16 protein-coding genes, 1 tRNA gene and 2 pseudogenes are annotated in these 21,345 nt (G+C 62.1%); 4 read left to right on the forward strand and 15 right to left on the reverse strand.

Features of this window, described 5'->3' with window-relative positions:
- The first annotated feature begins 1 nt into the window (after position 1).
- Positions 2 to 991: an asparaginase gene (locus ACIQUF_RS22825; protein ID WP_403135752.1), complete on the forward strand. Its 990-nt coding sequence runs from the start codon at positions 2 to 4 to the stop codon at positions 989 to 991.
- A gap of 9 nt (positions 992 to 1,000) precedes the next feature.
- Here ACIQUF_RS22825 and ACIQUF_RS22830 read toward each other — a convergent pair.
- The 8 genes and pseudogenes from ACIQUF_RS22830 to ACIQUF_RS22865 form a co-directional block, all read right to left on the reverse strand.
- Positions 1,001 to 1,096: transfer RNA gene (locus ACIQUF_RS22830), tRNA-Sec, on the reverse strand.
- 6 nt (positions 1,097 to 1,102) lie between these two features.
- Positions 1,103 to 3,025, reverse strand: a complete 1,923-nt coding sequence (selB, locus tag ACIQUF_RS22835) for a selenocysteine-specific translation elongation factor (protein WP_403135755.1) — start codon at positions 3,023 to 3,025, stop codon at positions 1,103 to 1,105.
- Entirely contained in the window at positions 3,022 to 4,449 is a 1,428-nt protein-coding gene (gene selA, locus ACIQUF_RS22840) for an L-seryl-tRNA(Sec) selenium transferase (protein ID WP_403135757.1), read from the reverse strand. Before selA ends, selB begins: the two co-directional genes overlap by 4 nt.
- A gap of 152 nt (positions 4,450 to 4,601) precedes the next feature.
- On the reverse strand, positions 4,602 to 5,528 hold the full coding sequence (gene fdhE / locus ACIQUF_RS22845; protein ID WP_403135759.1) for a formate dehydrogenase accessory protein FdhE: 927 nt from the start codon (positions 5,526 to 5,528) through the stop codon (positions 4,602 to 4,604).
- Between the two features lie 4 nt (positions 5,529 to 5,532).
- Positions 5,533 to 6,189, reverse strand: coding sequence for a formate dehydrogenase subunit gamma (locus tag ACIQUF_RS22850; protein ID WP_403135761.1), 657 nt, complete (start codon positions 6,187 to 6,189; stop codon positions 5,533 to 5,535).
- On the reverse strand, positions 6,186 to 7,136 hold the full coding sequence (gene fdxH / locus ACIQUF_RS22855; RefSeq protein WP_403135762.1) for a formate dehydrogenase subunit beta: 951 nt from the start codon (positions 7,134 to 7,136) through the stop codon (positions 6,186 to 6,188). The genes ACIQUF_RS22850 and fdxH overlap by 4 nt, the downstream gene beginning before the upstream one ends.
- Entirely contained in the window at positions 7,136 to 10,204 is a 3,069-nt protein-coding gene (gene fdnG / locus ACIQUF_RS22860) for a formate dehydrogenase-N subunit alpha (RefSeq protein ID WP_403135764.1), read from the reverse strand. Before fdnG ends, fdxH begins: the two co-directional genes overlap by 1 nt.
- A gap of 128 nt (positions 10,205 to 10,332) precedes the next feature.
- Positions 10,333 to 10,512 (reverse strand): annotated as a pseudogene (locus tag ACIQUF_RS22865) (NADP-dependent 3-hydroxy acid dehydrogenase); the annotation flags it as partial.
- Between the two features lie 2 nt (positions 10,513 to 10,514).
- Here ACIQUF_RS22865 and ACIQUF_RS22870 point away from each other — a divergent pair.
- Both ACIQUF_RS22870 and ACIQUF_RS22875 read left to right on the forward strand, forming a co-directional pair.
- Positions 10,515 to 11,174: pseudogene (locus tag ACIQUF_RS22870) on the forward strand (aminotransferase class I/II-fold pyridoxal phosphate-dependent enzyme); the annotation flags it as partial.
- Between the two features lie 121 nt (positions 11,175 to 11,295).
- On the forward strand, positions 11,296 to 11,781 hold the full coding sequence (locus ACIQUF_RS22875) for a heme-binding protein (protein ID WP_403135766.1): 486 nt from the start codon (positions 11,296 to 11,298) through the stop codon (positions 11,779 to 11,781).
- Between the two features lie 205 nt (positions 11,782 to 11,986).
- Here ACIQUF_RS22875 and ACIQUF_RS22880 read toward each other — a convergent pair whose 3' ends face one another.
- The 3 genes from ACIQUF_RS22880 to ACIQUF_RS22890 all read right to left on the reverse strand — a co-directional run bounded on the left by ACIQUF_RS22880 (position 11,987) and on the right by ACIQUF_RS22890 (position 14,632).
- The gene (locus ACIQUF_RS22880; protein ID WP_403135768.1) at positions 11,987 to 12,460 is read right to left on the reverse strand and encodes a hypothetical protein; all 474 of its coding nucleotides are present in this window, start codon (positions 12,458 to 12,460) and stop codon (positions 11,987 to 11,989) included.
- Between the two features lie 213 nt (positions 12,461 to 12,673).
- Positions 12,674 to 13,228, reverse strand: a complete 555-nt coding sequence (locus ACIQUF_RS22885; protein WP_403135770.1) for a single-stranded DNA-binding protein — start codon at positions 13,226 to 13,228, stop codon at positions 12,674 to 12,676.
- Between the two features lie 9 nt (positions 13,229 to 13,237).
- Positions 13,238 to 14,632: an MFS transporter gene (locus ACIQUF_RS22890; protein WP_403135772.1), complete on the reverse strand. Its 1,395-nt coding sequence runs from the start codon at positions 14,630 to 14,632 to the stop codon at positions 13,238 to 13,240.
- A gap of 129 nt (positions 14,633 to 14,761) precedes the next feature.
- Between ACIQUF_RS22890 and uvrA the strand changes: the two genes are divergently transcribed.
- Entirely contained in the window at positions 14,762 to 17,596 is a 2,835-nt protein-coding gene (gene uvrA / locus ACIQUF_RS22895; RefSeq protein ID WP_400798884.1) for an excinuclease ABC subunit UvrA, read from the forward strand.
- 67 nt (positions 17,597 to 17,663) lie between these two features.
- On the opposite strand, the gene bfr is transcribed toward uvrA, so the two are convergent.
- The 4 genes from bfr to ACIQUF_RS22915 all read right to left on the reverse strand — a co-directional run bounded on the left by bfr (position 17,664) and on the right by ACIQUF_RS22915 (position 21,335).
- Positions 17,664 to 18,128 (reverse strand): bacterioferritin, encoded by a 465-nt coding sequence (gene bfr, locus ACIQUF_RS22900; RefSeq protein ID WP_403135776.1) that lies wholly within the window; start codon positions 18,126 to 18,128, stop codon positions 17,664 to 17,666.
- 164 nt (positions 18,129 to 18,292) lie between these two features.
- Positions 18,293 to 19,732, reverse strand: coding sequence for a catalase (locus ACIQUF_RS22905; protein ID WP_403135778.1), 1,440 nt, complete (start codon positions 19,730 to 19,732; stop codon positions 18,293 to 18,295).
- A gap of 172 nt (positions 19,733 to 19,904) precedes the next feature.
- Positions 19,905 to 20,291: a 50S ribosomal protein L17 gene (rplQ, locus tag ACIQUF_RS22910; RefSeq protein WP_043210290.1), complete on the reverse strand. Its 387-nt coding sequence runs from the start codon at positions 20,289 to 20,291 to the stop codon at positions 19,905 to 19,907.
- A 42-nt stretch (positions 20,292 to 20,333) separates the two neighbouring features.
- Positions 20,334 to 21,335: a DNA-directed RNA polymerase subunit alpha gene (locus tag ACIQUF_RS22915; protein WP_003255452.1), complete on the reverse strand. Its 1,002-nt coding sequence runs from the start codon at positions 21,333 to 21,335 to the stop codon at positions 20,334 to 20,336.
- Between the last annotated feature and the right edge of the window lie 10 nt (positions 21,336 to 21,345).

Genomic DNA, 21,345 nt, shown 5'->3' on the forward strand with positions numbered 1-21,345 from the left:
CATGCGTGCAGTCAAGAATCTTCTCGTCCTCTACACCGGGGGCACCATCGGCATGCTCCAAACTACCGAAGGCCTGGCGCCGGCCGGTGGTTTCGACGCGCGCATGCGCGAACACTTCGCCCAGCTGAGCGATGCGCCCCAGGTACATTGGACGCTGCAGGAACTCAACCCGCTGCTCGACAGCGCCAACATGCAGCAGCACAACTGGCTGGCCATGCGCGATGCCATCGTCGCGGCGGTGGAACTTGGTGGGCATGACGGCGTGCTGGTGCTGCACGGCACCGACTCGCTGGCCTACAGTGCCTCGGCGCTGGCGTTCCTGCTGCTTGGCTTGCCGGTGCCGGTGTTGCTGACCGGCTCGATGTTGCCGGCAGGCGCACCGGGCAGCGATGCCTGGGACAACCTCTGCGGTGCCCTGCGCCAGTTCGAGCAGGGCCTGGAAAATGGCGTGCAGCTGTACTTCCACGGCCAGTTGCTGCCGGGCTGCCGCGCGTCGAAGCTGCGCAGTGAAGCCTTCGATGCGTTTGCCGCATTGCCGCGCCACCGCGAAGGCGAGCGTGCGGGCGAGCTGCCTGCTGCCTTGGGTTATGGCCAACAGCGCCAGCCAGTCAACCTCGCGGTTATGCCGGTATTTCCCGGTTTGCAGGCCGAGCACCTGCGCGCGCTGCTCGACACTGGCGTGCAAGGGCTGCTGCTGGAATGCTATGGCAGTGGGACCGGGCCGTCGGACGATCAAGCCTTGCTCGACGTACTGCGCGCGGCGCGCCAGCGCGGGGTGCTGCTGGTTGCCATCAGCCAGTGCCCAGAGGGTTCGGTGGTGTTCGACACCTATGCGGCGGGTAACCGACTGCGCGCTGCCGGGCTGGTCAGTGGCGGTGGCATGACCCGTGAGGCGGCACTGGGCAAGATGTTTGCGCTGCTGGGTGCCGGGTTGGATGTCGATGCTGCAGAGCAGTGGTTCGCTCTGGACCTGTGCGGCGAGCGCGCTTGAAAGCGTAAATGGCGGAAGGCAGCGGGAGTCGAACCTGCCCGGGAACGGCTGCCGTCCCCAACCGGGTTTGAAGCCCGGCCGCGCCACCGGGCGCGATTGCCTTCCTTGAACTCAGGGACTGGCCTGTTGCTGGGCCAGCGCGCTGTCGGCGCGGATATGACGCTGATCGGCGACCCTGCGGGTCAGGCCGATGCGGTCGAAGTATTCGAGAACCTGCACACTGCGCTTGCGACCGATGCCCAACATATCGCGAAACGCGGCCACCTGCACTATCGACGTTTCACGGGATTGCCCAAGCAACAGCTCTGCCATGCGCTGCAGGGTCGTCTGTGGATAGAACAGGTCACGGACCACCTGATGCACCAACCCTAGCCTGGCCAGCTTGCGCAGTAACAGCCGCACCTCTGCTTCGGTGCATTTTTCATCGCTGGCCAGCGTCCTGACCCACGGCGGGTCGAACTGTCCTTCCAGTAGCCTGGGTTGCAGACGCGCCCATAAAGCGCTGTCGGCTTCGCTCAACTGAACCTTGTGATCCGGCAGGTGCAGCCACGGACCGCTGCTGGCGATACTGCCTTCACCGAGCATTTCATCCAGCAGGCTGACGAATGCTGGGCGTTCGACTGGCAACGCCGCGAAGCGCCGTAGGCGATCGCGGTCTGGGCCAAGTTGATCAGGCTCCTGCTCGTGGAATAGCGCCAGTTGCTCCAGTAACTGTTGTTTAAGGGCTTGCCACTGGGTGTTGGCGAACAGCAACTGGCCCTGCTTTGTGGTTACAACCAGCACGTCGGCAGATAACTGCCAGGTTTCACGCAAGCGGTTGAATTGGCGTTCCAGGCGTTGAGGGTCAAGACCGCCTGGCGCGGTGTCGAGCAATGCCGCCAAAGCGTCCTCCAGACCTTCGGCATCACGCAGCACCTGCAGTTGGCGCAGGCGCGCCTCACTGCGGCGCTGACGGCTCGGCGCGAACGGGTCGAGCACCATGCCACCGCCGAGTGTGCGCTGGGCACGCTGGTCGCGCAGCACCAGGCGGTCGCCGTGCACGGCTTGCAGCGGCGCGTTGAGCAGCAACTGGGCAAACATGCGCTGGCCTGCCAGCAGGCGCTCGCCTTCGAGCAGCGCGACGCGGGCGGTGACATCCTGGGTGCCCAGGTGCACATGCACGGCGCTGAAATGCTCGAAGGGCCGGCTATCTCCCGGCAGCAACTGCAGTTCGATATCGACCCGTACGCTGGGCGAATGCAGCCACTCAGGCACCAGCCAGTCGCCACGGTGCACCTGCTCCACCGCCAGGCGTTCGGCGGCGATGTTCAGCGCCACTCGCTGCCCCGCCTCCGCCACCAGCGCGGCCTGGTTCTGCGCATGCAGGCCACGCACCCGCACCGGCTTACCCGCCTTGCCCAGCAACAGCGTGTCGCCGGCACTGACCCGACCGGCCAACGCGGTGCCGGTGACCACCACACCGGCACCGGTCACGGCGAACGCGCGGTCGACCGCCAGGCGAAAACCGCCTTGCACGCTGCGCTGCCGCACGCGAGCGGCGGCCGCAAGCAGTGCTTGGCGCAAGGCGTCGATACCTTCGCCGGTCACACTCGACAAGGGCAACTGTTGCGCGCCGGCATAGGGCCCTGGCGCCAACAGTTCAGCCACTTGCAATTGCACCTCGGCGACCCGCGCAGGCGCTACCCGGTCGCACTTGCTGATCGCCACCAGCGCCTGGGGAATGCCCAGCAACTCGATGATCGCCAGATGTTCACGGGTCTGCGGCATGACGCCGTCGTCCGCCGCCACCACCAACAACACCAGGTCAATGCCATGGGCCCCCGCCAGCATGTTGTGGATGAAGCGCTCGTGCCCAGGTACGTCGATGAAGCCCGTCAGGGGCGCGCCCTCAGCCAGGGCGGCATAGCGATAGCCGAGGTCGATGGTCATGCCGCGCTCGCGTTCCTCCTGGCGATGGTCGCCGGCCTGCCCGGTCAGGGCCTGGAGCAATGCAGTCTTGCCGTGGTCGATGTGGCCGGCGGTACCAACGATCACTGCACCGGCCCCAGTCGCAGGGCGGGCAGTTGCGCCAGCCACTGGGCTTCGTCGTCCAGCTGGCGCAGGTCGAGCCACAGCGCGTCGTCGTCGATGCGGCCGAGCACCGGCACCGGTAGCTCACGCAAGGCGCGCTCCAGCACATGCAGGCTGCGCCCGCGCAGCTTTTTCGACACCTGCGGGCGTAAGCACAAAGCGGCGCTCGGCAGCCGCGCCACCGGCTGGCTGCCACTGCCGATCATGCCCAGTGCCGGCTCCACGCTGACGGTCCATTGCGCATCCAGACGAGCTTTGAGCGCGGGTGCCAGGCGCTCGGCCTGGGCCTGGATCTCGGCCTGGCTGCGGGTCAACAGGCGCAGGCTGGGCAGGCGCTCGGCCAGGCGGTCCGGGTTGCGGTACAGCGCCAGCACGGCTTCGAGTGCGGCAAGGGTGATCTTGTCCACGCGCAAGGCACGTTTGAGCGGGTTCCTCTTGATCTTGGCGATCAGTTCCTTGCGCCCGACGATGATCCCCGCCTGCGGGCCGCCTAGCAGCTTGTCGCCGCTGAAGGTGACGATATCGGCGCCATCGGCCAGGGCCTGGCGCACGGTCGGCTCGGCGGGCAAGCCCCAGCGCGTCAGGTCAAGCAGGCTGCCGCTGCCGAGGTCTTCGAGCAGCGGCAGTTCATGTAGATGGGCGATGCGCGCCAGCTCGGCGGTGGATACCTGGGTGGTGAAGCCCTGGATGCTGTAATTGCTGCAATGCACGCGCATCAACAAACCGGTGCGAGGGCCGATGGCGGCTTCGTAATCCCGGGCGTGTGTGCGGTTCGTGGTGCCGATCTCGTGCAGTTTTACTCCGGCCCGCGCCATGATATCGGGGATGCGGAAGGCACCGCCGATTTCGATAAGCTCGCCCCGGGAGATGATGCCTTCCTTGCGCGCGCCCAGGCTGTTGAGCGCCAGCAGCACGGCCGCGGCGTTGTTGTTGACCACGGTTACGGCTTCGGCGCCGGTCAGCTCAAGGATCAGGCCTTCGATCAGATCGTCACGGTCGCCGCGCTTGCCGGTGGCCAGGTCGAATTCCAGGTTGAGCGGGTAGCGGGCGGCGGTCTGCATGGCTTCGACGGCTTCTTCCGGCAACAGCGCGCGGCCGAGGTTGGTGTGCAGCACGGTGCCGGTGAGGTTGAACACGCGACGGACCTGGCTGCGCTGCTGAATGGCCAGGCGCTCGCCGCAGCGGCCGAGCAGTACCTCGGCGGCCAGTTCGGCGGCGCTGAGTTGGCCCAGGCGCGTGGGTTCGCGCAGGTCGTCGAGCAGTTGGCGCAGGGTGGCGAGCACGGCGTCGCGGCCGTGACGGTCGATCAGCGGAAGGCAGGCCGGGTGGCGCAGGAGGGTGTCGATCGAGGGCAGGCGTGGGGTTTCGCTGGCGAGGCTGGAGGACATGCAGTACTACCTTGGCTAATCCGTTGTCTGTACTGGCCTCGTCGCGGGTGAACCCGCTCCCACAGGGTCCGCGCTGCATTTGAGGCTTGCGCAGTACCTGTAGGAGCGGATTCATCCGCGATGAGGGCGACTCGGTACTGAAGTGTAGACACTCACCCACTCCCCGGCGCCAGCATCAAGTTAGGCGCCAGGCGATCAAAGCCCTCCTCGTCCAAACGCATATCCAACGCCAGGCTGGCCAGGTCATCCGCCAACGGCTCGGCCGCCGCATCGTTCTCCTGGTAGTTCTGCTTCAGGTACGCGTTGCACCCCGGACAGCACTCCGCGCGCAGCGGCGCCTTGCCCGGCGCATGGCGGTCATCCTCCAGGCTGGTGTAGCGCAAATCCTTGCTCGACTCGCAATACACGCACTTGACCCTCACCACATGCCATTCGCAGGCGCACAAGGAACAAGCCAAGTAACGCAGGCCGTTGTGCTTGCCCCGGTTACGCACCACCCCGGCCATGGCCGGCGAGCCGCAGGCCGGGCACTGGGCCAGGCTGCCTGAGGGCTTGAGTTCGGGTGACGGCAGCGCCAGCAGCCAGCTGGACCAGGCCGCTTGCAGCGCTGCGCCGAGGAATGGAACAAGTGCAGCAGGCACCGCGTCGTACTGGCCGGCGAGCAACGCGATGCCCCACCCCTTGCGTTGGATTTCGTCGCTGTTTCGCAAGTCTTGCAAAGCAACAGCCAGCGGCCCTTCAGTCTCAACGGCAAAACGCTCAATCAACATTTGCAACCACACCAGCCATGGCCCTTCACGCACCAGACTGTCAGCCGCAAGCGGCGGCAACCCATGACTTATACACAGGCGCTGACGTTCCTCTGCCACAGGCAAACCCTCAGGAGGGTTATCCACAAGCTGCTGCTGAATTCGGCACAGTCGGGCAATCAGCCGCAGGTAGTCACCCAGCGCATGCCCTTCGGCCAACTGCCCCAGGCGCAGGGCGCGCAGTTCGAACAAGTTGGCGGGCGGCAAGTGCAGAAACGGCGGCATCACCGCCGACGCTTCGATCTGCCCGGGTTCGAGTATCGTGCTCAAGCGCTTATCCTTCTTTACGTCCGTGATTGCTCGGTGTCTTGTCGCCGGTCACTTCGCGGTACCACAGTTCATGGTGCTTGCGCGCCCAGGCGCGGCTGACCCAACCATGCAGCATCGCCCCGATCGAACCCTTGATCCAGATGCCGGCGTAGATGTGCACGATGATGCTGAGGATCAGCACGAAGCCCGCAAGCGCGTGGGCAAGCGACGCCAGGCGAATCGAGCCGATGTCGAAGAAGTGGCTGAAGTACGCCCGCCAGATCACCACGCCGCTGAGCAACAATACCAGCATGCACAGCAGCAGCGTCCAGAACAGCAGCTTCTGCCCGGCGTTGTACTTGCCGATTGGCGGCACGCCGTCTTCGCGGTTGACCATCACCCGATCGATGCGGCGCAGCCACAGGCGGTCGTTGGCGGTGATGAAGTTGGCGCGCCAGAACCGGATGACCAGGAACAGGAAGAACACGAACATCGCCACGCCCATGAACGGGTGCAGGATGCGTGTCCACGGCCCGCCGCCGAACAGGTGGCTGAGCCAGAACAGCGACGGGTGGAACAGCTCCAGCCCGGACAACCCGGCCATGAAGAACAGGATGGCGACGATCCAGTGGTTAGTCCGCTCGTTGGCGTTGTAGCGCAGGATGGGTTTGTTGTCGTTCATGGCCGCTGCTCCCCTTGCCCACCGGGCTGCTTCGGATCGTAGACATGCACGGCCGGGTCGACCTGATGCACGCTGTCATCGGCTGACGTTGGATGCTCGTCTTCCTCGACCCGCTGCGGGCCGACCCGCACATAATGGAAGAACCCGGCCAGCACCGCCGCGCCCATGGCCAGCAGCGCCAGCGGCTTGGTGAAGCCCTTCCACAAGCCCACCAGCGGGCTGATCACTGGTTGGTCCGGCAAGCCGGCGTAAAGCCTGGGCGTGTCGGCATGGTGCAGCACGTACATCACATGGGTGCCGCCGACGCCGTCCGGGTCGTACAACCCGGCGTTGTCGTAGCCGCGCGACTTGAGGTCGACAATACGCTCGGCGGCATGCACCTTCATCTCATCCTTGCTGCCGAACACGATCGCCCCGGTCGGGCAGGTTTTCACACAGGCCGGCTCCAGGCCCACGCTCACGCGGTCGGAACACAGCGTGCACTTGTACGCCTTGTGGTCCTTCTGCGAGATGCGCGGGATGTTGAACGGGCAACCGGTGATGCAGTAGCCGCAGCCGATGCAGTGGTCCTGGTTGAAATCGACGATGCCGTTGGCGTGCTTGATGATCGCCCCCGGGCTTGGGCAGGCCTTCAGGCAACCGGGGTCGGCGCAGTGCATGCAGCCGTCCTTGCGGATCAGCCACTCCAGGTTGCCGTCGTCGCGCTCGTGCTCGGTGAAGCGCATCAGGGTCCAGGTCTCGGCCGTGAGGTCCTGGGGGTTGTCGTAGGTGCCGTGGTTGTGGCCGACCTCGTCACGCAGTTCGTTCCACTCCGAACACGCCACCTGGCAGGCCTTGCAGCCGATGCACTTGGTGGTGTCGATCAGCTTGGCGACTTCCTCCAGCTGGCGTACCGAGGGCGGAACCGTGGTGGTGGCCGAGCGGGCGATGATGTCTTGGCTGGCCATCAGAGTTTCTCCACTTTGACGAGGAACGACTTGGACTCCGGCGTCTGCGTGTTGCCGTCACCGAGGAACGGCACCAGGGTGTTGGTCAGGTAGCCGTGTCGTGTAGCGCCGGTGAAGCCCCAGTGCAACGGGATGCCGATCTGGTGCACGGTCTGGTTGTTGACCTGCAGCGGGCGAATCCGCTTGGTCACCACCGCCACCGCATCGATATGCCCGCGCTTGCTCGACACCCGCACCCGGTCGCCTGCCTTGATGCCCTTTTCGTTGGCCAGCACCTCGCCGATCTCGACGAACTGCTCGGGCTGGGCGATGGCGTTGAGCCGGCAATGCTTGCTCCAGAAGTGGAAGTGCTCGGTGAGCCGGTAGGTGGTCGCCGCGTAGGGGAACTCGTCGTGCTTGCCCAAGGTGTCCCACACCGAATCGAAGATCCGCCCGGCCGGGTTGCTGGTGGCCTTCTTGTTCTGCGGATGCAGTGGGTTGATGCCGATGGGCGTCTCGAACGGCTCGTAGTGCTCGGGGAACGGGCCTTCGGCCATCTTGTCGATGGCGAAGAACCGCGCCACGCCCTCGGGGTTCATGATGAACGGGTTCATCCCCGCTTCCGGTGGCGAGTCGGTCTTGAAGTCCGGTACGTCGGTGCCGGTCCAGGCTTTGCCGTTCCACCAAACCAGGCGCTTTTTCTCCGGGTCCCAGGGCTTGCCCTGCGGGTCGCTGGAGGCGCGGTTGTAGAGGATGCGCCGGTTGGCCGGCCAGGCCCAGGCCCAGTTCTGCACCTGGTGCATGCCGAACGGGTCACTGTTGTCGCGACGCGCCATCTGGTTGCCCTGCTCGGTCCAGCAGCCGGCGAAGATCCAGCACCCGGACGCAGTGCTGCCGTCGTCCTTGAGCTGGCCGAAGCCCGAAAGCTGCTGGCCGGCCTTGAGCAGCGCCCCGGTCGGGTCGGTGACGTCGGTCACGGCCCGGCCGTTCATCTCCTTGGCCAGCTCTTCCGGTGAAGGCTCTTCCGGGATCTTGTACGGCCAGTCGATGTTCATCATCGCGTCCGGATAGGCGCCGCCTTCCTTGCTGTAGCGCTCGCGCAGGCGGATGAACAGCTCGCTCATGATCTGCACATCGGTACGCGTTTCGCCCGGCCCATCGGCGCCCTTCCAGTGCCACTGCAGCCAGCGGCTGCTATTGACCAGCGAGCCATCTTCCTCGGCGAAGCAGGTGGTGGGCAGGCGGATCACTTCGGTCTGGATATTGGCCGTGTCGACGTCGTTGAAGGGACCTGCGTTGCGCCAGAACTCCGAGGTTTCAGTGGCCAGCGGGTCCATGATCACCAACCACTTGAGCTTGGCCAGTGCTGCGGTGACGCGGTTCTTGTCCGGCAGCGCGGCAATCGGGTTGAAGCCTTGGCACATGTAGCCGTTGACCTTGCCCTGCCCCATCATCTCGAACATGCGCAGCACGTCATAGGCCGGCACATCGAGCTTGGGCAGCCAGTCGTAGCCCCAATTGTTCTCCGCCGTGGCATTGGCCCCGAACCAGGACTTCATCAAGCTGACGTGGAACTTGCCGTAGTTCTGCCAGTACGACAATTGCCCCGGGCGCAGCGGTTTGGAGGCGCGTTTGTCGATGTAGGTGGCGTAGTCCTGCTCGGCATCACCGGCCAGGGTCAGGTAGCCCGGCAGCGAGTTGGACAGCAAGCCGAGGTCGGTCAGGCCCTGGATGTTGGAGTGCCCGCGAAGCGCATTGACCCCGCCACCGGGCATGCCGACGTTGCCCAGCAGCAGCTGGACCATGGCCGCACTGCGGATGATCTGCGCGCCGATCGAATGCTGCGTCCACCCCAGCGCATAAAGAATCGTCATGGTCTTGCCCGGTGCCGAGCAGGTGGCGATCTCTTCCCAGATCTTCAGCATGGCGTCCTGCGGCATGCCACAGGTCATGCTCGCCAGTTCCGGGGTGTAGCGGCTGTAGTGCTGCTTCATCAGCTGGTAGACGCAACGTGGGTGCTGCAGGGTCGGGTCGACCGTGGCGAAGCCGTCCTCGCCCAGCTCGTAGCCCCAGCCGGATTTATCCGCGTAGACGCGCTTGGCCTCGTCGTAGCCGCTGAACAGCCCATCCTCGAAGCCATAGCTCTCTTTGACGATGAACGACACGTCGGTGTAGTTGCGCACGTACTCGTGCTGGATCTTGTCATTGCTCAACAGGTAATTGATCAACCCGCCCATGAAGGCGATGTCGGTACCGGTACGAATCGGCGCATAGTAATCCGCCACCGAGGCGGTACGGGTAAACCGCGGGTCGACCACGATCAGCCGCGCCTTGTTGTGCGCCTTGGCCTCAGTCACCCACTTGAAGCCGCACGGATGCGCTTCTGCTGCGTTGCCACCCATCACCAGGACCAGATTCGCGTTGGCAATATCTGACCAGTGGTTGGTCATGGCGCCACGGCCGTACGTCGGGGCAAGACTTGCCACCGTCGGGCCGTGTCAGACACGTGCCTGGTTATCGAACCCCAGCATGCCGGTTGCGCGGACGACCTTGTGGGTCAGGTAGCCAGCCTCGCTGGAGGCGGCGGAGGCAGCGAGAAAACCGGTGGTGAGCCAGCGGTTGACGGTCTGCCCCTGGGCATTCCTCTCGATGAAATTGGCGTCGCGGTCCTGCTTCATCAGGTCGGCAACGCGGTCGAGCGCCTCGTCCCAGCTCACTCGCACCCATTCATTGCTGCCTGCCTTGCGCATTTCGGGGTACTTGAGGCGGCTGGGGCTGTGGATAAAGTCGAGCAGGCCCGCGCCTTTCGGGCACAGGGTGCCGCGGTTGACCGGGTGGTCGGCGTCGCCTTCGATGTGGATGATGCTTTGTTTGACGTTCTTGCCCGCATCGCCCTGGCTGTACAGGATCAGGCCACAGCCGACCGAACAGTAGGGGCAGGTGTTTCGGGCTTCTTTGGTGTGCGCCAGCTTGAAGTGGCGCACCTGCTCGGCGAACGCCGGCGTCGGGGCCATGCCCAACGCCGCCAGGCTCGAGCCTCCAAGGCCGACAGCGGCGACCTTGAAGAACTGCCGACGGTTGAGGTCCATCGTGCACTCCTGATCAGGTTTCGGGCGCACGGGACATTGCCGGCACCTCGGGTCATCACGGTGGCGGCAAAGTGATGCCGCCAAACGTTAAGACTAGTCAAGAATGGCGAAAGTGCGATTGACCCCGGTCAGCACGGCGGCAGGTTGCGCGCCACATTCAACGCCGCGCTGCTCTGTGCGACCGGCATGATTTCGAGGGTATTGATGTTCACATGCGGCGGCTGCTCGGCGATCCACGCCACCGTGGCGGCGATGTCCTCGGGCAGGATTGCCTGCACATCGCGGTACAGCGCATCCACCGCATTCATGCCAAAACCCCACCAACTCGATCATGCCCCGCGAGCGTCGCGAAGCCATTGCCGAGATTGCCCGCGAGTTCGACCTGTTCATCGTCGACGACGATATCTACGGGTTTCTTGAACCCGAGCCCGACTACCAGCCCCTGGCCGCCTATGCCCCCGAGCGCTCGGTGTACCTGACCAGCCTGTCCAAAAGCGTGCTCCCGGCACTGCGCATCGGCTACCTGTACGCACCGCCGCAAACGCTGTCGCGTTTATCGTCGATGGTGCGCAGCAGTGTCTGGATGCCCTCCCCGCTCATGGCTCAGCTAGCCAGCAACCTGATCAACAGCGGCATGGCCGATCAGCTCGTTCGCGTGCAGCAGGACGAAGCCGCCGCGCGTCAGCGGATGGCCAAGGAAATTCTGGGCAAATACAAGATTCGCAGCCAGCCTTACAGCTTCCATATCTGGCTGGAGCTTCCCGAACCCTGGACCAACGACGAGTTCGCCAACCTGGCGCGCAACAATGGCGTGACGGTGGTCAGCGGCAGTCAGTTCTTGCCTGAGCGCAGCCCTGCCAGCCATGGTGTGCGCATCGCTCTCATGACAACGAGCCGCGTTGAGCTGAGTTTTGCATTGACCAAACTGGCCAGTCTGCTGGATTCACCTGAGCCGAGGCTTTTCTATTAGCGCGGGATGGGTAGGCTTCTGCGCCATCTAGACCGCACATCAATTTCGGAAACGGACTACATCCAAGAGCGCCGTTTGTTTGCTAGGTTTCGGCAAAAACCTACCTAGGGATGGTGCTCGAATGAATCCGAATTATTGCCGTGTCACGCTCATGATGTTCTCGCTTGTGCTGGCGACACCGTCATTCGCTCAACCATTAGAAACCACCCCAGTCTCTGTAATCACTGCCGAGGCCGCCAGAGCAATGGCTGCAGCCGCCGAGCGCGCGGCCCGCGCTCAGGGCCATGCCATCGTCATCAGCATTGTCGACAACCATGGCAACCTCAAACATTTTCACCGCATGGATGGCGCCAGCAGCGGCAGCATAAAAGTCGCACAGCTCAAGGCCGCCACCTCCGCCCGCTTTCCGCTCTCGTCCAGCGCCCTGGCAGAACGCAGCGCAGCGCTACCTGCGAATCCCTATGCGTCACTGCCAGGCTTTACCTTGCTGGGCGGAGGGCTGCCGATCATGGATGCGCAAGGTCAACATATCGGTGGGATCGGCATCAGCGGGGCTACGCCGGAACTGGATTCGCAGTTTGCACAGGCGGCGCTGGATGGCGTCTGAACTGCTGCGTATCTTTGGCATAAAAATTCAGAGCCTCTGCCATGGATTCCTGAGGGAGAAAAGCTTCTCAAACCAGGCCGTAGTCGGAATAGCGCCAGCATTGGTCAAACCGCGATGCTCTGGCGTAAACCTATGAGCTTAGAAAATTGCCGGCAGCAACTTTAATGGCTAGCTCACATTCCAGTTCAATTAATTTCGAAGAAACCTATTCAATACCCGCTCTCATGACTTCCTTCAAAGAAATACTGAAGCCGTCTCCCTCAACATGAAGTATATCGACCTGCTCTCTGACGTCATTACCGTCGTTATCGACAATCTTGCAATGCGCAAGCAGAAATAACTCTCGATTGAGCTGGTCTCCACCTCGTACTCTTCCGGCGAGCGCCAGGCAAAAAGTGCCTATCATAATGACGAGATGAGGAGCAGCCTGCATGTGCTGTACGAAGGTCATACCACTGTAGCGATTGTAGTAAATAGTCGAAGGCCCAAATATCCAAATGCCGATGCCCAAAGCAGATATTGCAAGACCTATAACTATCAATAATCCGGCCCCGAAACGCTTATCAGCGCATACCTCTGAGTAGGTTTCATAAGCTTTGGAAAAGCCGATAACCTGGTAACCCTCCCTGCCTGGCTGCAGCTTCACTTCCCGCGCGAGACGGTCATCCAAAGTTTGCATCATCATCTCCTTTGAAAACATGGATAATAAGCAATTGCGACAGTAGATAGATCTCGAGCATTTCAATATCAGGAAGGTCCTACGGCAAAGTGAGATATTTCATTCAGATACTTCGAACTCGCCTCCTAACTTATCAGCTACTTTTCCACAGCCATAAAAAAACCCGGAGCGGTTGCTCCGGGTTTCTGTAAGGCGCGATGCCTGACGTTTGAATCAGAACGGAATATCGTCATCAAAGCTATCAAAGTCAGCCGCCGGTTGCGGTGCAGGCTGCTGTGGCGCCGGACGCTGTTGCTGCTGCGGGCGCGGGGCCTGCTGACGTTGCTGTGGCGCCTGGTTGTACTGTTGCTGCTGTCCACCGCCCTGGTTGTAGTTGTTACCACCACCCTGGTTGTACTGGTCGCCGCCACCCTGCTGATTCTGCGGACGGCCGCCGAGCAGCTGCATGGTGCCCTGCATGTCGACGATGATTTCGGTGGTGTAACGCTTGATGCCGTCTTTTTCCCACTCGCGGGTCTGCAGCTTGCCTTCGATGTACACCTGCGAACCCTTGCGCAGGTATTCGCCGGCGATTTCGGCGACCTTGCCGAACATCGACACACGGTGCCACTCGGTACGCTCGACCTTCTGGCCCGACTGCTTGTCGGTCCACTGCTCGCTGGTAGCCAGGCTCAGGTTGGTCACGGCGTTACCGTTGGGCAGGTAGCGGACTTCGGGATCCTGGCCACAGGTGCCGACCAGAATGACTTTGTTAACCCCACGGGCCATAACGTTCTCCTAGGCTTCGCACGCCGAAGAGGCTGGGTTCACCAGACGCTCGAGGGTCGCACGGTCCAAAATTTTCGTATCCAGTTTGATATAGATGGCGGCTTCTTCTGCCACCACAACGGCGTCGGTCACACCCGGCACGGCCATCAGGCGTTCGGTCAGGCCGGCTTCCCGGACTGCCTCAGGCGTCAACGGCATGCGCAGGCTGGTCACATACGGCGGCTCATTCATGCGCAAGGCGACGACCAGCCATATGGCACACAACACCGCACAACCGAGGAACACCGTGTTCAGCCCACCGTGCTGGAACAACCAGCCGCCGAGGATTCCTCCCAGCGCAGCGCCAAGGAACTGGCTGGTGGAGTACACCCCCATCGCCGTGCCCTTGCCACCCGCAGGTGACACTTTGCTCACCAGCGAAGGCAGCGACGCCTCCAGCAGGTTGAATGCGGTGAAGAATACCACGGTGCCAATCACCAGTCCGTGTAAACCGTCAGCCCACTCCCAGAAGTATATCTCCGTCAGCAGCAGGACACTGACCGCGCCGGCCAGCACGCGTTTCATCTTGCGCTTCTTTTCGCCGTAGATGATGAACGGGACCATTGCAAAAAATGAGATGAACAGCGCGGTGAGGTATACCCACCAGTGCTCTTCCTTGGGCAGGCCACCGCGTTCGACCAGGGCCAGGGGCAGTGCGACGAAGCTGGCCATGAGGATGGCGTGGAGGACGAAAATACCGATGTCCAGCCGCAGAAGGTCCGGATGACGCAGGGTCGGACCCAGTGCCTTGCGCGCCACGCCTGACTCGCGGTGCTGCAGGGTGCTGTGGGCACTAGGTACGACGAAGGCGATCAGCAGGATGCCGACCAAGGCAAGTCCTGCCGTGGCAAGGAACAATCCTGACAAGCCGAAGGCACTTGTGAGAAGCGGGCCAACAACCATCGCCACGGCAAACGACAGGCCGATGCTCATGCCGATCATAGCCATGGCCTTGGTGCGGTGCTGTTCGCGGGTAAGGTCGGACAACAGCGCCATGACAGCGGCGGAAATCGCCCCAGCGCCCTGCAGGATACGTCCGGCGATCACGCCCCAGATCGAGTCGGCCTGGGCCGCCAGGACGCTGCCCAGGGCGAAGATCACCAGCCCCAGGTAAATCACCGGGCGGCGGCCGATGCGGTCGGAAATCATCCCGAACGGGATCTGCAGGCAGGCCTGGGTCAGGCCGTAGGCGCCAATGGCCAGGCCAATCAGCGCGGGCGTGGCACCGGCCAGGTCCATGCCGTAGGTGGCCAGCACCGGCAAGACCATGAACATGCCCAGCATACGAAAGGCAAAGACCAGGGCCAGGCCGCCAGCGGCGCGGGTTTCGCTGCCACTCATGCGCTCGTTGTGGGTGTCGTGCATGGATTAACCTCGTGTGAACCGGCGGCGATTCTATCAGTCCGACAGCTTGACGGCATCTACGCGACGCTTTGCCGCGTACTGGCAGCGCGCCGTATACTTCCTTGTTTATGCCCGCCGAGCGAGGCCGCAGTGGACAAGATCCTGATTCGTGGGGCACGTACCCACAACCTGAAGAACATCGACCTGACCCTGCCGCGGGACAAGCTGATCGTGATCACCGGCTTGTCCGGCTCCGGCAAGTCGTCCCTGGCGTTCGACACCTTGTACGCCGAAGGTCAGCGCCGCTATGTGGAATCGCTGTCGGCCTATGCCCGGCAGTTCCTGTCGATGATGGAAAAGCCCGACGTCGACACCATCGAAGGCTTGTCGCCGGCCATTTCCATCGAGCAGAAGTCGACTTCGCACAACCCGCGCTCCACGGTCGGCACCATCACCGAGATCTACGACTACCTGCGCCTGCTGTATGCCCGTGTCGGCACCCCGCGCTGCCCGGACCACGACATTCCGCTGGAAGCGCAGACGATCAGCCAGATGGTCGACCTGGTGCTGGAGCGCCCGGAGGGCAGCAAGCTGATGCTGCTGGCCCCGGTTGTTCGCGAGCGCAAAGGCGAGCACCTGGCGGTGTTCGATGAGCTGCGCGCCCAAGGCTTCGTCCGTGCGCGGGTCAATGGCAAGCTCTACGAGCTCGACGAACTGCCCAAGCTGGACAAGCAGAAAAAGCACAGCATCGATGTGGTGGTGGACCGCTTCAAGGTCCGCGCCGACCTGCAGCAGCGCTTGGCTGAGTCGTTCGAGACCGCGCTCAAGCTGGCCGATGGCATCGCTCTGGTGGCGCCGATGGATGACGAAGAAGGCGAAGAAACGATCTTCTCCGCCCGCTTCGCCTGCCCGGTCTGTGGTCATGCGATCAGCGAGCTGGAGCCCAAGCTGTTCTCCTTCAACAACCCGGCCGGCGCCTGCCCGACCTGTGATGGCCTGGGGGTGAAGCAGTTCTTCGACACCAAGCGCCTGGTCAACGTCGAGCTGACCCTGGCCGAGGGCGCGATCCGCGGCTGGGACCGGCGCAACGTCTATTACTTCCAGATGCTCGGTTCGCTGGCCGCGCACTACGGCTTCAGCCTGGAGGAACCGTTCGGCGAGCTGTCGGCCGAGCACCAGAAGGTGATCCTGCAGGGCAGCGGCAAGCAGAGCGTCGACTTCAAGTACCTCAACGACCGTGGCGACATCGTCAAGCGCTCGCACCCGTTCGAGGGCATCGTGCCGAACCTGGAGCGGCGGTACCGCGAGACCGAGTCGGCCACTGTGCGTGAAGAGCTGGCCAAGTTCCTCGGCACCCAGCCATGTCCCGACTGCCGTGGCACACGCCTGCGCCGTGAAGCGCGCCATGTATGGGTTGGCGAAAAGACCCTGCCGGCCGTGACTAACCTGCCCATCGGCGAAGCCAGCAACTACTTTGGCGAGCTGACCCTGACAGGGCGCCGTGGTGAGATCGCGTCAAAGATTCTCAAGGAAATCTGCGAACGCCTGCAGTTCCTGGTCAACGTTGGCCTGGATTACCTCACCCTGGACCGCAGTGCCGACACCCTGTCAGGCGGCGAAGCGCAGCGTATCCGCCTGGCCAGCCAGATCGGCGCCGGGCTGGTGGGCGTGATGTATATCCTCGATGAACCGTCCATCGGTCTTCATCAACGCGACAACGACCGCTTGCTCGCCACCCTCAACCACCTGCGCGATCTCGGCAACACGGTGATCGTGGTCGAGCACGATGAAGACGCCATTCGCCTGGCCGATTATGTCGTCGACATCGGCCCCGGTGCCGGCGTGCATGGCGGCCAGATCGTCGCCGAAGGCACGCCGCAGGAAGTCATGGCGCATCCTGACTCGCTGACCGGTAAGTACCTGTCGGGTCGCAAGAAGATCGTCGTGCCAGCCAAGCGAACACCGCGCAACAAGAAGTTGTCTCTCAAGCTCAAGGGCGCCCGCGGCAACAACCTGCAAAACGTCGACCTGGAAATCCCAATCGGTTTGCTGACGTGCGTGACAGGGGTCTCGGGCTCGGGCAAGTCGACGCTGATCAACAACACGCTCTACCCGCTTGCCGCCACCGCGCTCAACGGCGCGAGCAGCCTTGAAGCGGCGCCGCACAGCAACATGGATGGCCTCCAGCACCTGGACAAGGTGGTGGATATCGACCAGAGCCCGATCGGCCGTACGCCGCGCTCCAACCCGGCGACCTACACCGGCATCTTCACCCCGATTCGCGAGCTTTTTTCCGGCGTGCCGGAATCGCGCTCACGCGGCTACGGTCCGGGCCGCTTCTCGTTCAACGTCAAGGGCGGCCGTTGCGAGGCTTGCCAGGGCGATGGCCTGATCAAGGTGGAGATGCACTTCCTGCCGGACATCTACGTGCCTTGCGATGTGTGCAAGAGCAAGCGCTACAACCGCGAAACCCTGGAAATCAAGTACAAGGGCAAGAACATCCACGAGGTGCTGGAAATGACCATCGAGGATGCCCGCGAGTTCTTCGACGCCGTGCCGGCGCTGGCGCGCAAGCTGCAAACGTTGATGGACGTCGGCCTGTCGTATATCAAGCTGGGGCAGTCGGCGACCACCCTTTCCGGCGGTGAAGCGCAGCGGGTCAAGCTGTCCCGCGAGCTGTCCAAGCGCGATACCGGCAAGACGCTGTACATCCTCGACGAACCGACCACGGGCCTGCACTTTGCCGATATCCAACAGCTGCTCGATGTACTGCACCGCCTGCGCGACCACGGCAACACCGTGGTGGTGATCGAACACAACCTGGACGTGATCAAGACCGCCGACTGGCTGGTGGACCTGGGGCCGGAAGGTGGTTCAAAGGGCGGCCAGATCATCGCCAGCGGTACGCCGGAAGAGCTGGCGAAGATGAAGCAGTCCTACACCGGACACTACCTCAAGCCACTGCTGGAGCGTGACCGGGCCTGATTGGCCTGCACATGAAAAAGCCCCTGGTACCGACGGTGCCAGGGGCTTTTTAACAGCTGTGGATAACTTACATCTGCGACTGCAGGTAGTTTTCCAGGCCGATGACCTTGATCAGGCCCTGCTGCTTCTCCAGCCAGTAGGTGTGATCTTCTTCGGTATCGGCCAACTGCGCGCGCAGGATGTCACGGCTGATGTAGTCCTTGTGCAGTTCGCACAGCTCGATGCCCTTGCACAGCGCGGCACGGACCTTGTACTCGAGCTTGAGGTCGGCTTCGATCATTTCCGGCACGGTGCTGCCCACATCCAGGTCATCCGCTCGCATGTCGGGAGTGCCTTCGAGCATGAGGATGCGGCGCATCAGGGCATCGGCGTGCTGGGTCTCTTCTTCCATCTCGTGGTTGATACGTTCGTAGAGCTTGGACAAGCCCCAGTCTTCGTACATGCGCGAGTGAATGAAGTACTGGTCGCGTGCTGCCAGTTCGCCCTTCAGCAACGTGACGAGGTAATTGATGACGTCCGGGTGACCTTGCATCGCCCTGCTTCTCCATGTGAATTCGGCTAGTTGCACATAGTGTGAACCAGCTTTCGCTGGCGGTCACTGAAAAACGCGCAATTAGAAGCAAAAAATCGGTTAAACAGTAGTGATATTCATTGAAAAACCGCCCAAATGAGGGCGGTTCTACTTATCATTTCGACTCAGGCGAGATTTACGCCCAACGCCTTGGCGATGCCTTCGCCGTAAGCCGGGTCGGCCTTGAAGAAGTACTGCAATTGGCGCTGGACGACATCGTCGCTGACCCCAGCCATGGTTCCGGCAATGTTGCTGATCAGCAGCGCTTTCTGGTCATCGCTCATCAGGCGGAACAGCGCACCGGCGTGGCTGTAGTAGTCGTTATCTTCGCGGTGATCGTAACGATCCGCCGCTCCCTGCAGGGCCAGCGCAGGCTCTGCATGCCGTGGCGACTGCTTCGGCGCATCGGCGTAGCTGTTGGGCTCATAGTTCGGCGCACTGCCATAACTGCCAACCGCCATCGCACCATCACGCTGGTAACTGGCTACCGGGCAGCGGGGTGCATTGACCGGCAAGTGCTGGTGGTTGGTACCGACGCGATAGCGGTGCGCATCGGCGTAAGCGAACACGCGGCCTTGCAGCATACGGTCCGGCGAAAGGCCTACACCTGGAACCATGTTGCTCGGGCCGAATGCGGCTTGCTCGACTTCCGCGAAGTAGTTGAGCGGGTTGCGATTGAGTTCAAGTACGCCGACTTCGATCAGCGGATAGTCTTTCTGCGACCAAGTCTTGGTCACATCGAACGGGTTCTCATCGCGGCTGGCCGCCTCGGCTTCACTCATCACCTGAATGCACACGGTCCAACGTGGGTAGTCGCCACGCTCGATGGCTTCGAACAGGTCGCGCTGGGCGTAGTCCGGGTCTGTGCCGGCCAGGCGCGCGGCGTCAGCGGGCGCCAGGTTCTTGATACCTTGCTGGGTCTTGAAGTGCCATTTGACCCAGGTGCGCTCGCCTGCAGCGCTGATCAGGCTGTAAGTGTGGCTGCCGAAGCCGTGCATGTGGCGGTAACCGTCGGGAATGCCGCGGTCGGAAAACAGGATGGTGACCTGGTGCAGCGCCTCGGGCGAGTGCGACCAGAAGTCCCACATCATCTGAGCATTCTTCAGGTTGGATTGCGGGTGACGCTTCTGGGTGTGGATAAAGTCGGGGAATTTGAGCGGGTCACGGATGAAGAACACCGGGGTGTTGTTGCCGACGATGTCCCAGTTGCCTTCCTCAGTGTAGAACTTGACCGCGAAACCACGAGGATCGCGCTCGGTATCGGCGGAACCTCGCTCGCCACCCACGGTGGAAAAGCGCAGGAAGGTCTCGGTCTGTTTGCCGACCTGCTCGAACAGCTTGGCGCTGGTGTAATGACTGATGTCGCGGGTAACGGTAAAAGTGCCGTAGGCGCCCGAGCCTTTGGCGTGGACACGACGCTCGGGGATGTTTTCGCGGTTGAAGTGAGCGAGCTTCTCGATCAGGTGGAAGTCGTCGAGCAGCAGCGGGCCACGCGGGCCGGCAGAGCGGGAATTTTGGTTGTCAGCTACGGGGGCACCGCTGGCGGTGGTGAGAATCTTGCTCATGGGCTCTCCTTATCGGTCTTGAACTGCCGGCTAATCGGCTTGGATAGGAGTATTGACGAGCAGTCGTTTCAGAACAAATTCATTACATGACTTGTATCAATAGAAATAAACAATACAGGTACAAACAAAAAACCGGGCACTAGGCCCGGTTTCTTGTAGCAGACAGAACGTCTTACTCGGCAGCTTCTACAGCACCACCGACTGGACGATCAACCAGCTCGACGTACGCCATAGGCGCGTTGTCGCCAGCGCGGAAACCGCACTTCAGGATGCGCAGGTAGCCGCCCTGACGGGTGGCGTAACGCTTGCCCAGGTCGTTGAACAGTTTGCCAACAGCAGCTTTCGAACGGGTACGGTCGAAAGCCAGACGGCGGTTAGCAACGCTGTCTTCCTTGGCCAGGGTGATCAGCGGCTCGGCAACGCGGCGCAGTTCCTTGGCTTTTGGCAGGGTGGTTTTGATCAGCTCGTGCTCGATCAGCGACACCGCCATGTTCTGGAACATAGCTTTGCGGTGAGAGCTGGTACGGCTCAGGTGACGTCCACTTTTACGATGACGCATGATTCATTCCTTACCAAACACTACGTTCGGTGATTACGACGATCAGGCGGTCGCCTTGTCGTCTTTCTTAAGACTTGCAGGCGGCCAGTTGTCGAGGCGCATGCCGAGAGACAGACCACGAGAGGCCAGGACGTCCTTGATTTCAGTCAGGGACTTCTTGCCCAGGTTAGGAGTCTTCAACAGCTCTACTTCGGTACGCTGAATCAGGTCGCCGATGTAGTAGATGTTCTCCGCCTTGAGGCAGTTGGCCGAACGTACAGTCAGTTCCAGGTCGTCAACCGGACGCAGCAGGATCGGATCGATCTCGTCTTCCTGCTCGACTACGACAGGCTCGCTGTCACCTTTGAGGTCGACGAACGCGGCCAACTGCTGTTGCAGGATGGTCGCAGCGCGGCGGATAGCCTCTTCAGGATCCAGGGTGCCGTTGGTTTCCAGATCAATGACCAGCTTGTCCAAGTTGGTACGCTGTTCAACACGGGCGTTTTCGACCACATAGGCGATACGACGCACCGGGCTGAACGAAGCGTCCAACTGCAGACGGCCAATGCTACGGCTTTCGTCTTCGTCGGTTTGACGGGAGTCGGCCGGCTCGTAACCGCGACCACGAGCTACAGTGAGCTTCATGTTCAGGGCGCCATTCGACGCCAGGTTCGCGATTACGTGATCGGGGTTGACGATCTCGACATCGTGATCCAGCTGAATATCGGCAGCGGTAACCACCCCCGAACCCTTTTTCGACAAGGTCAGCGTAACTTCGTCACGACCGTGCAGTTTGATAGCCAGGCCTTTCAGGTTCAACAGGATTTCAATGACGTCTTCCTGTACACCTTCGATCGCGGAGTACTCATGGAGTACGCCATCGATCTCGGCCTCGACTACTGCACAGCCAGGCATGGAGGACAACAGGATGCGGCGCAGCGCGTTGCCCAGGGTATGGCCGAAGCCACGCTCGAGAGGCTCGAGCGTGATCTTGGCGCGGGTCGGACTGACTACCTGCACATCAATGTGGCGGGGAGTCAGGAACTCATTTACCGAAATCTGCATGGATGCACCT

The organism is Pseudomonas sp. NPDC090233, from assembly GCF_044772285.1.
Classification (GTDB): Bacteria; Pseudomonadota; Gammaproteobacteria; order Pseudomonadales; family Pseudomonadaceae; genus Aquipseudomonas.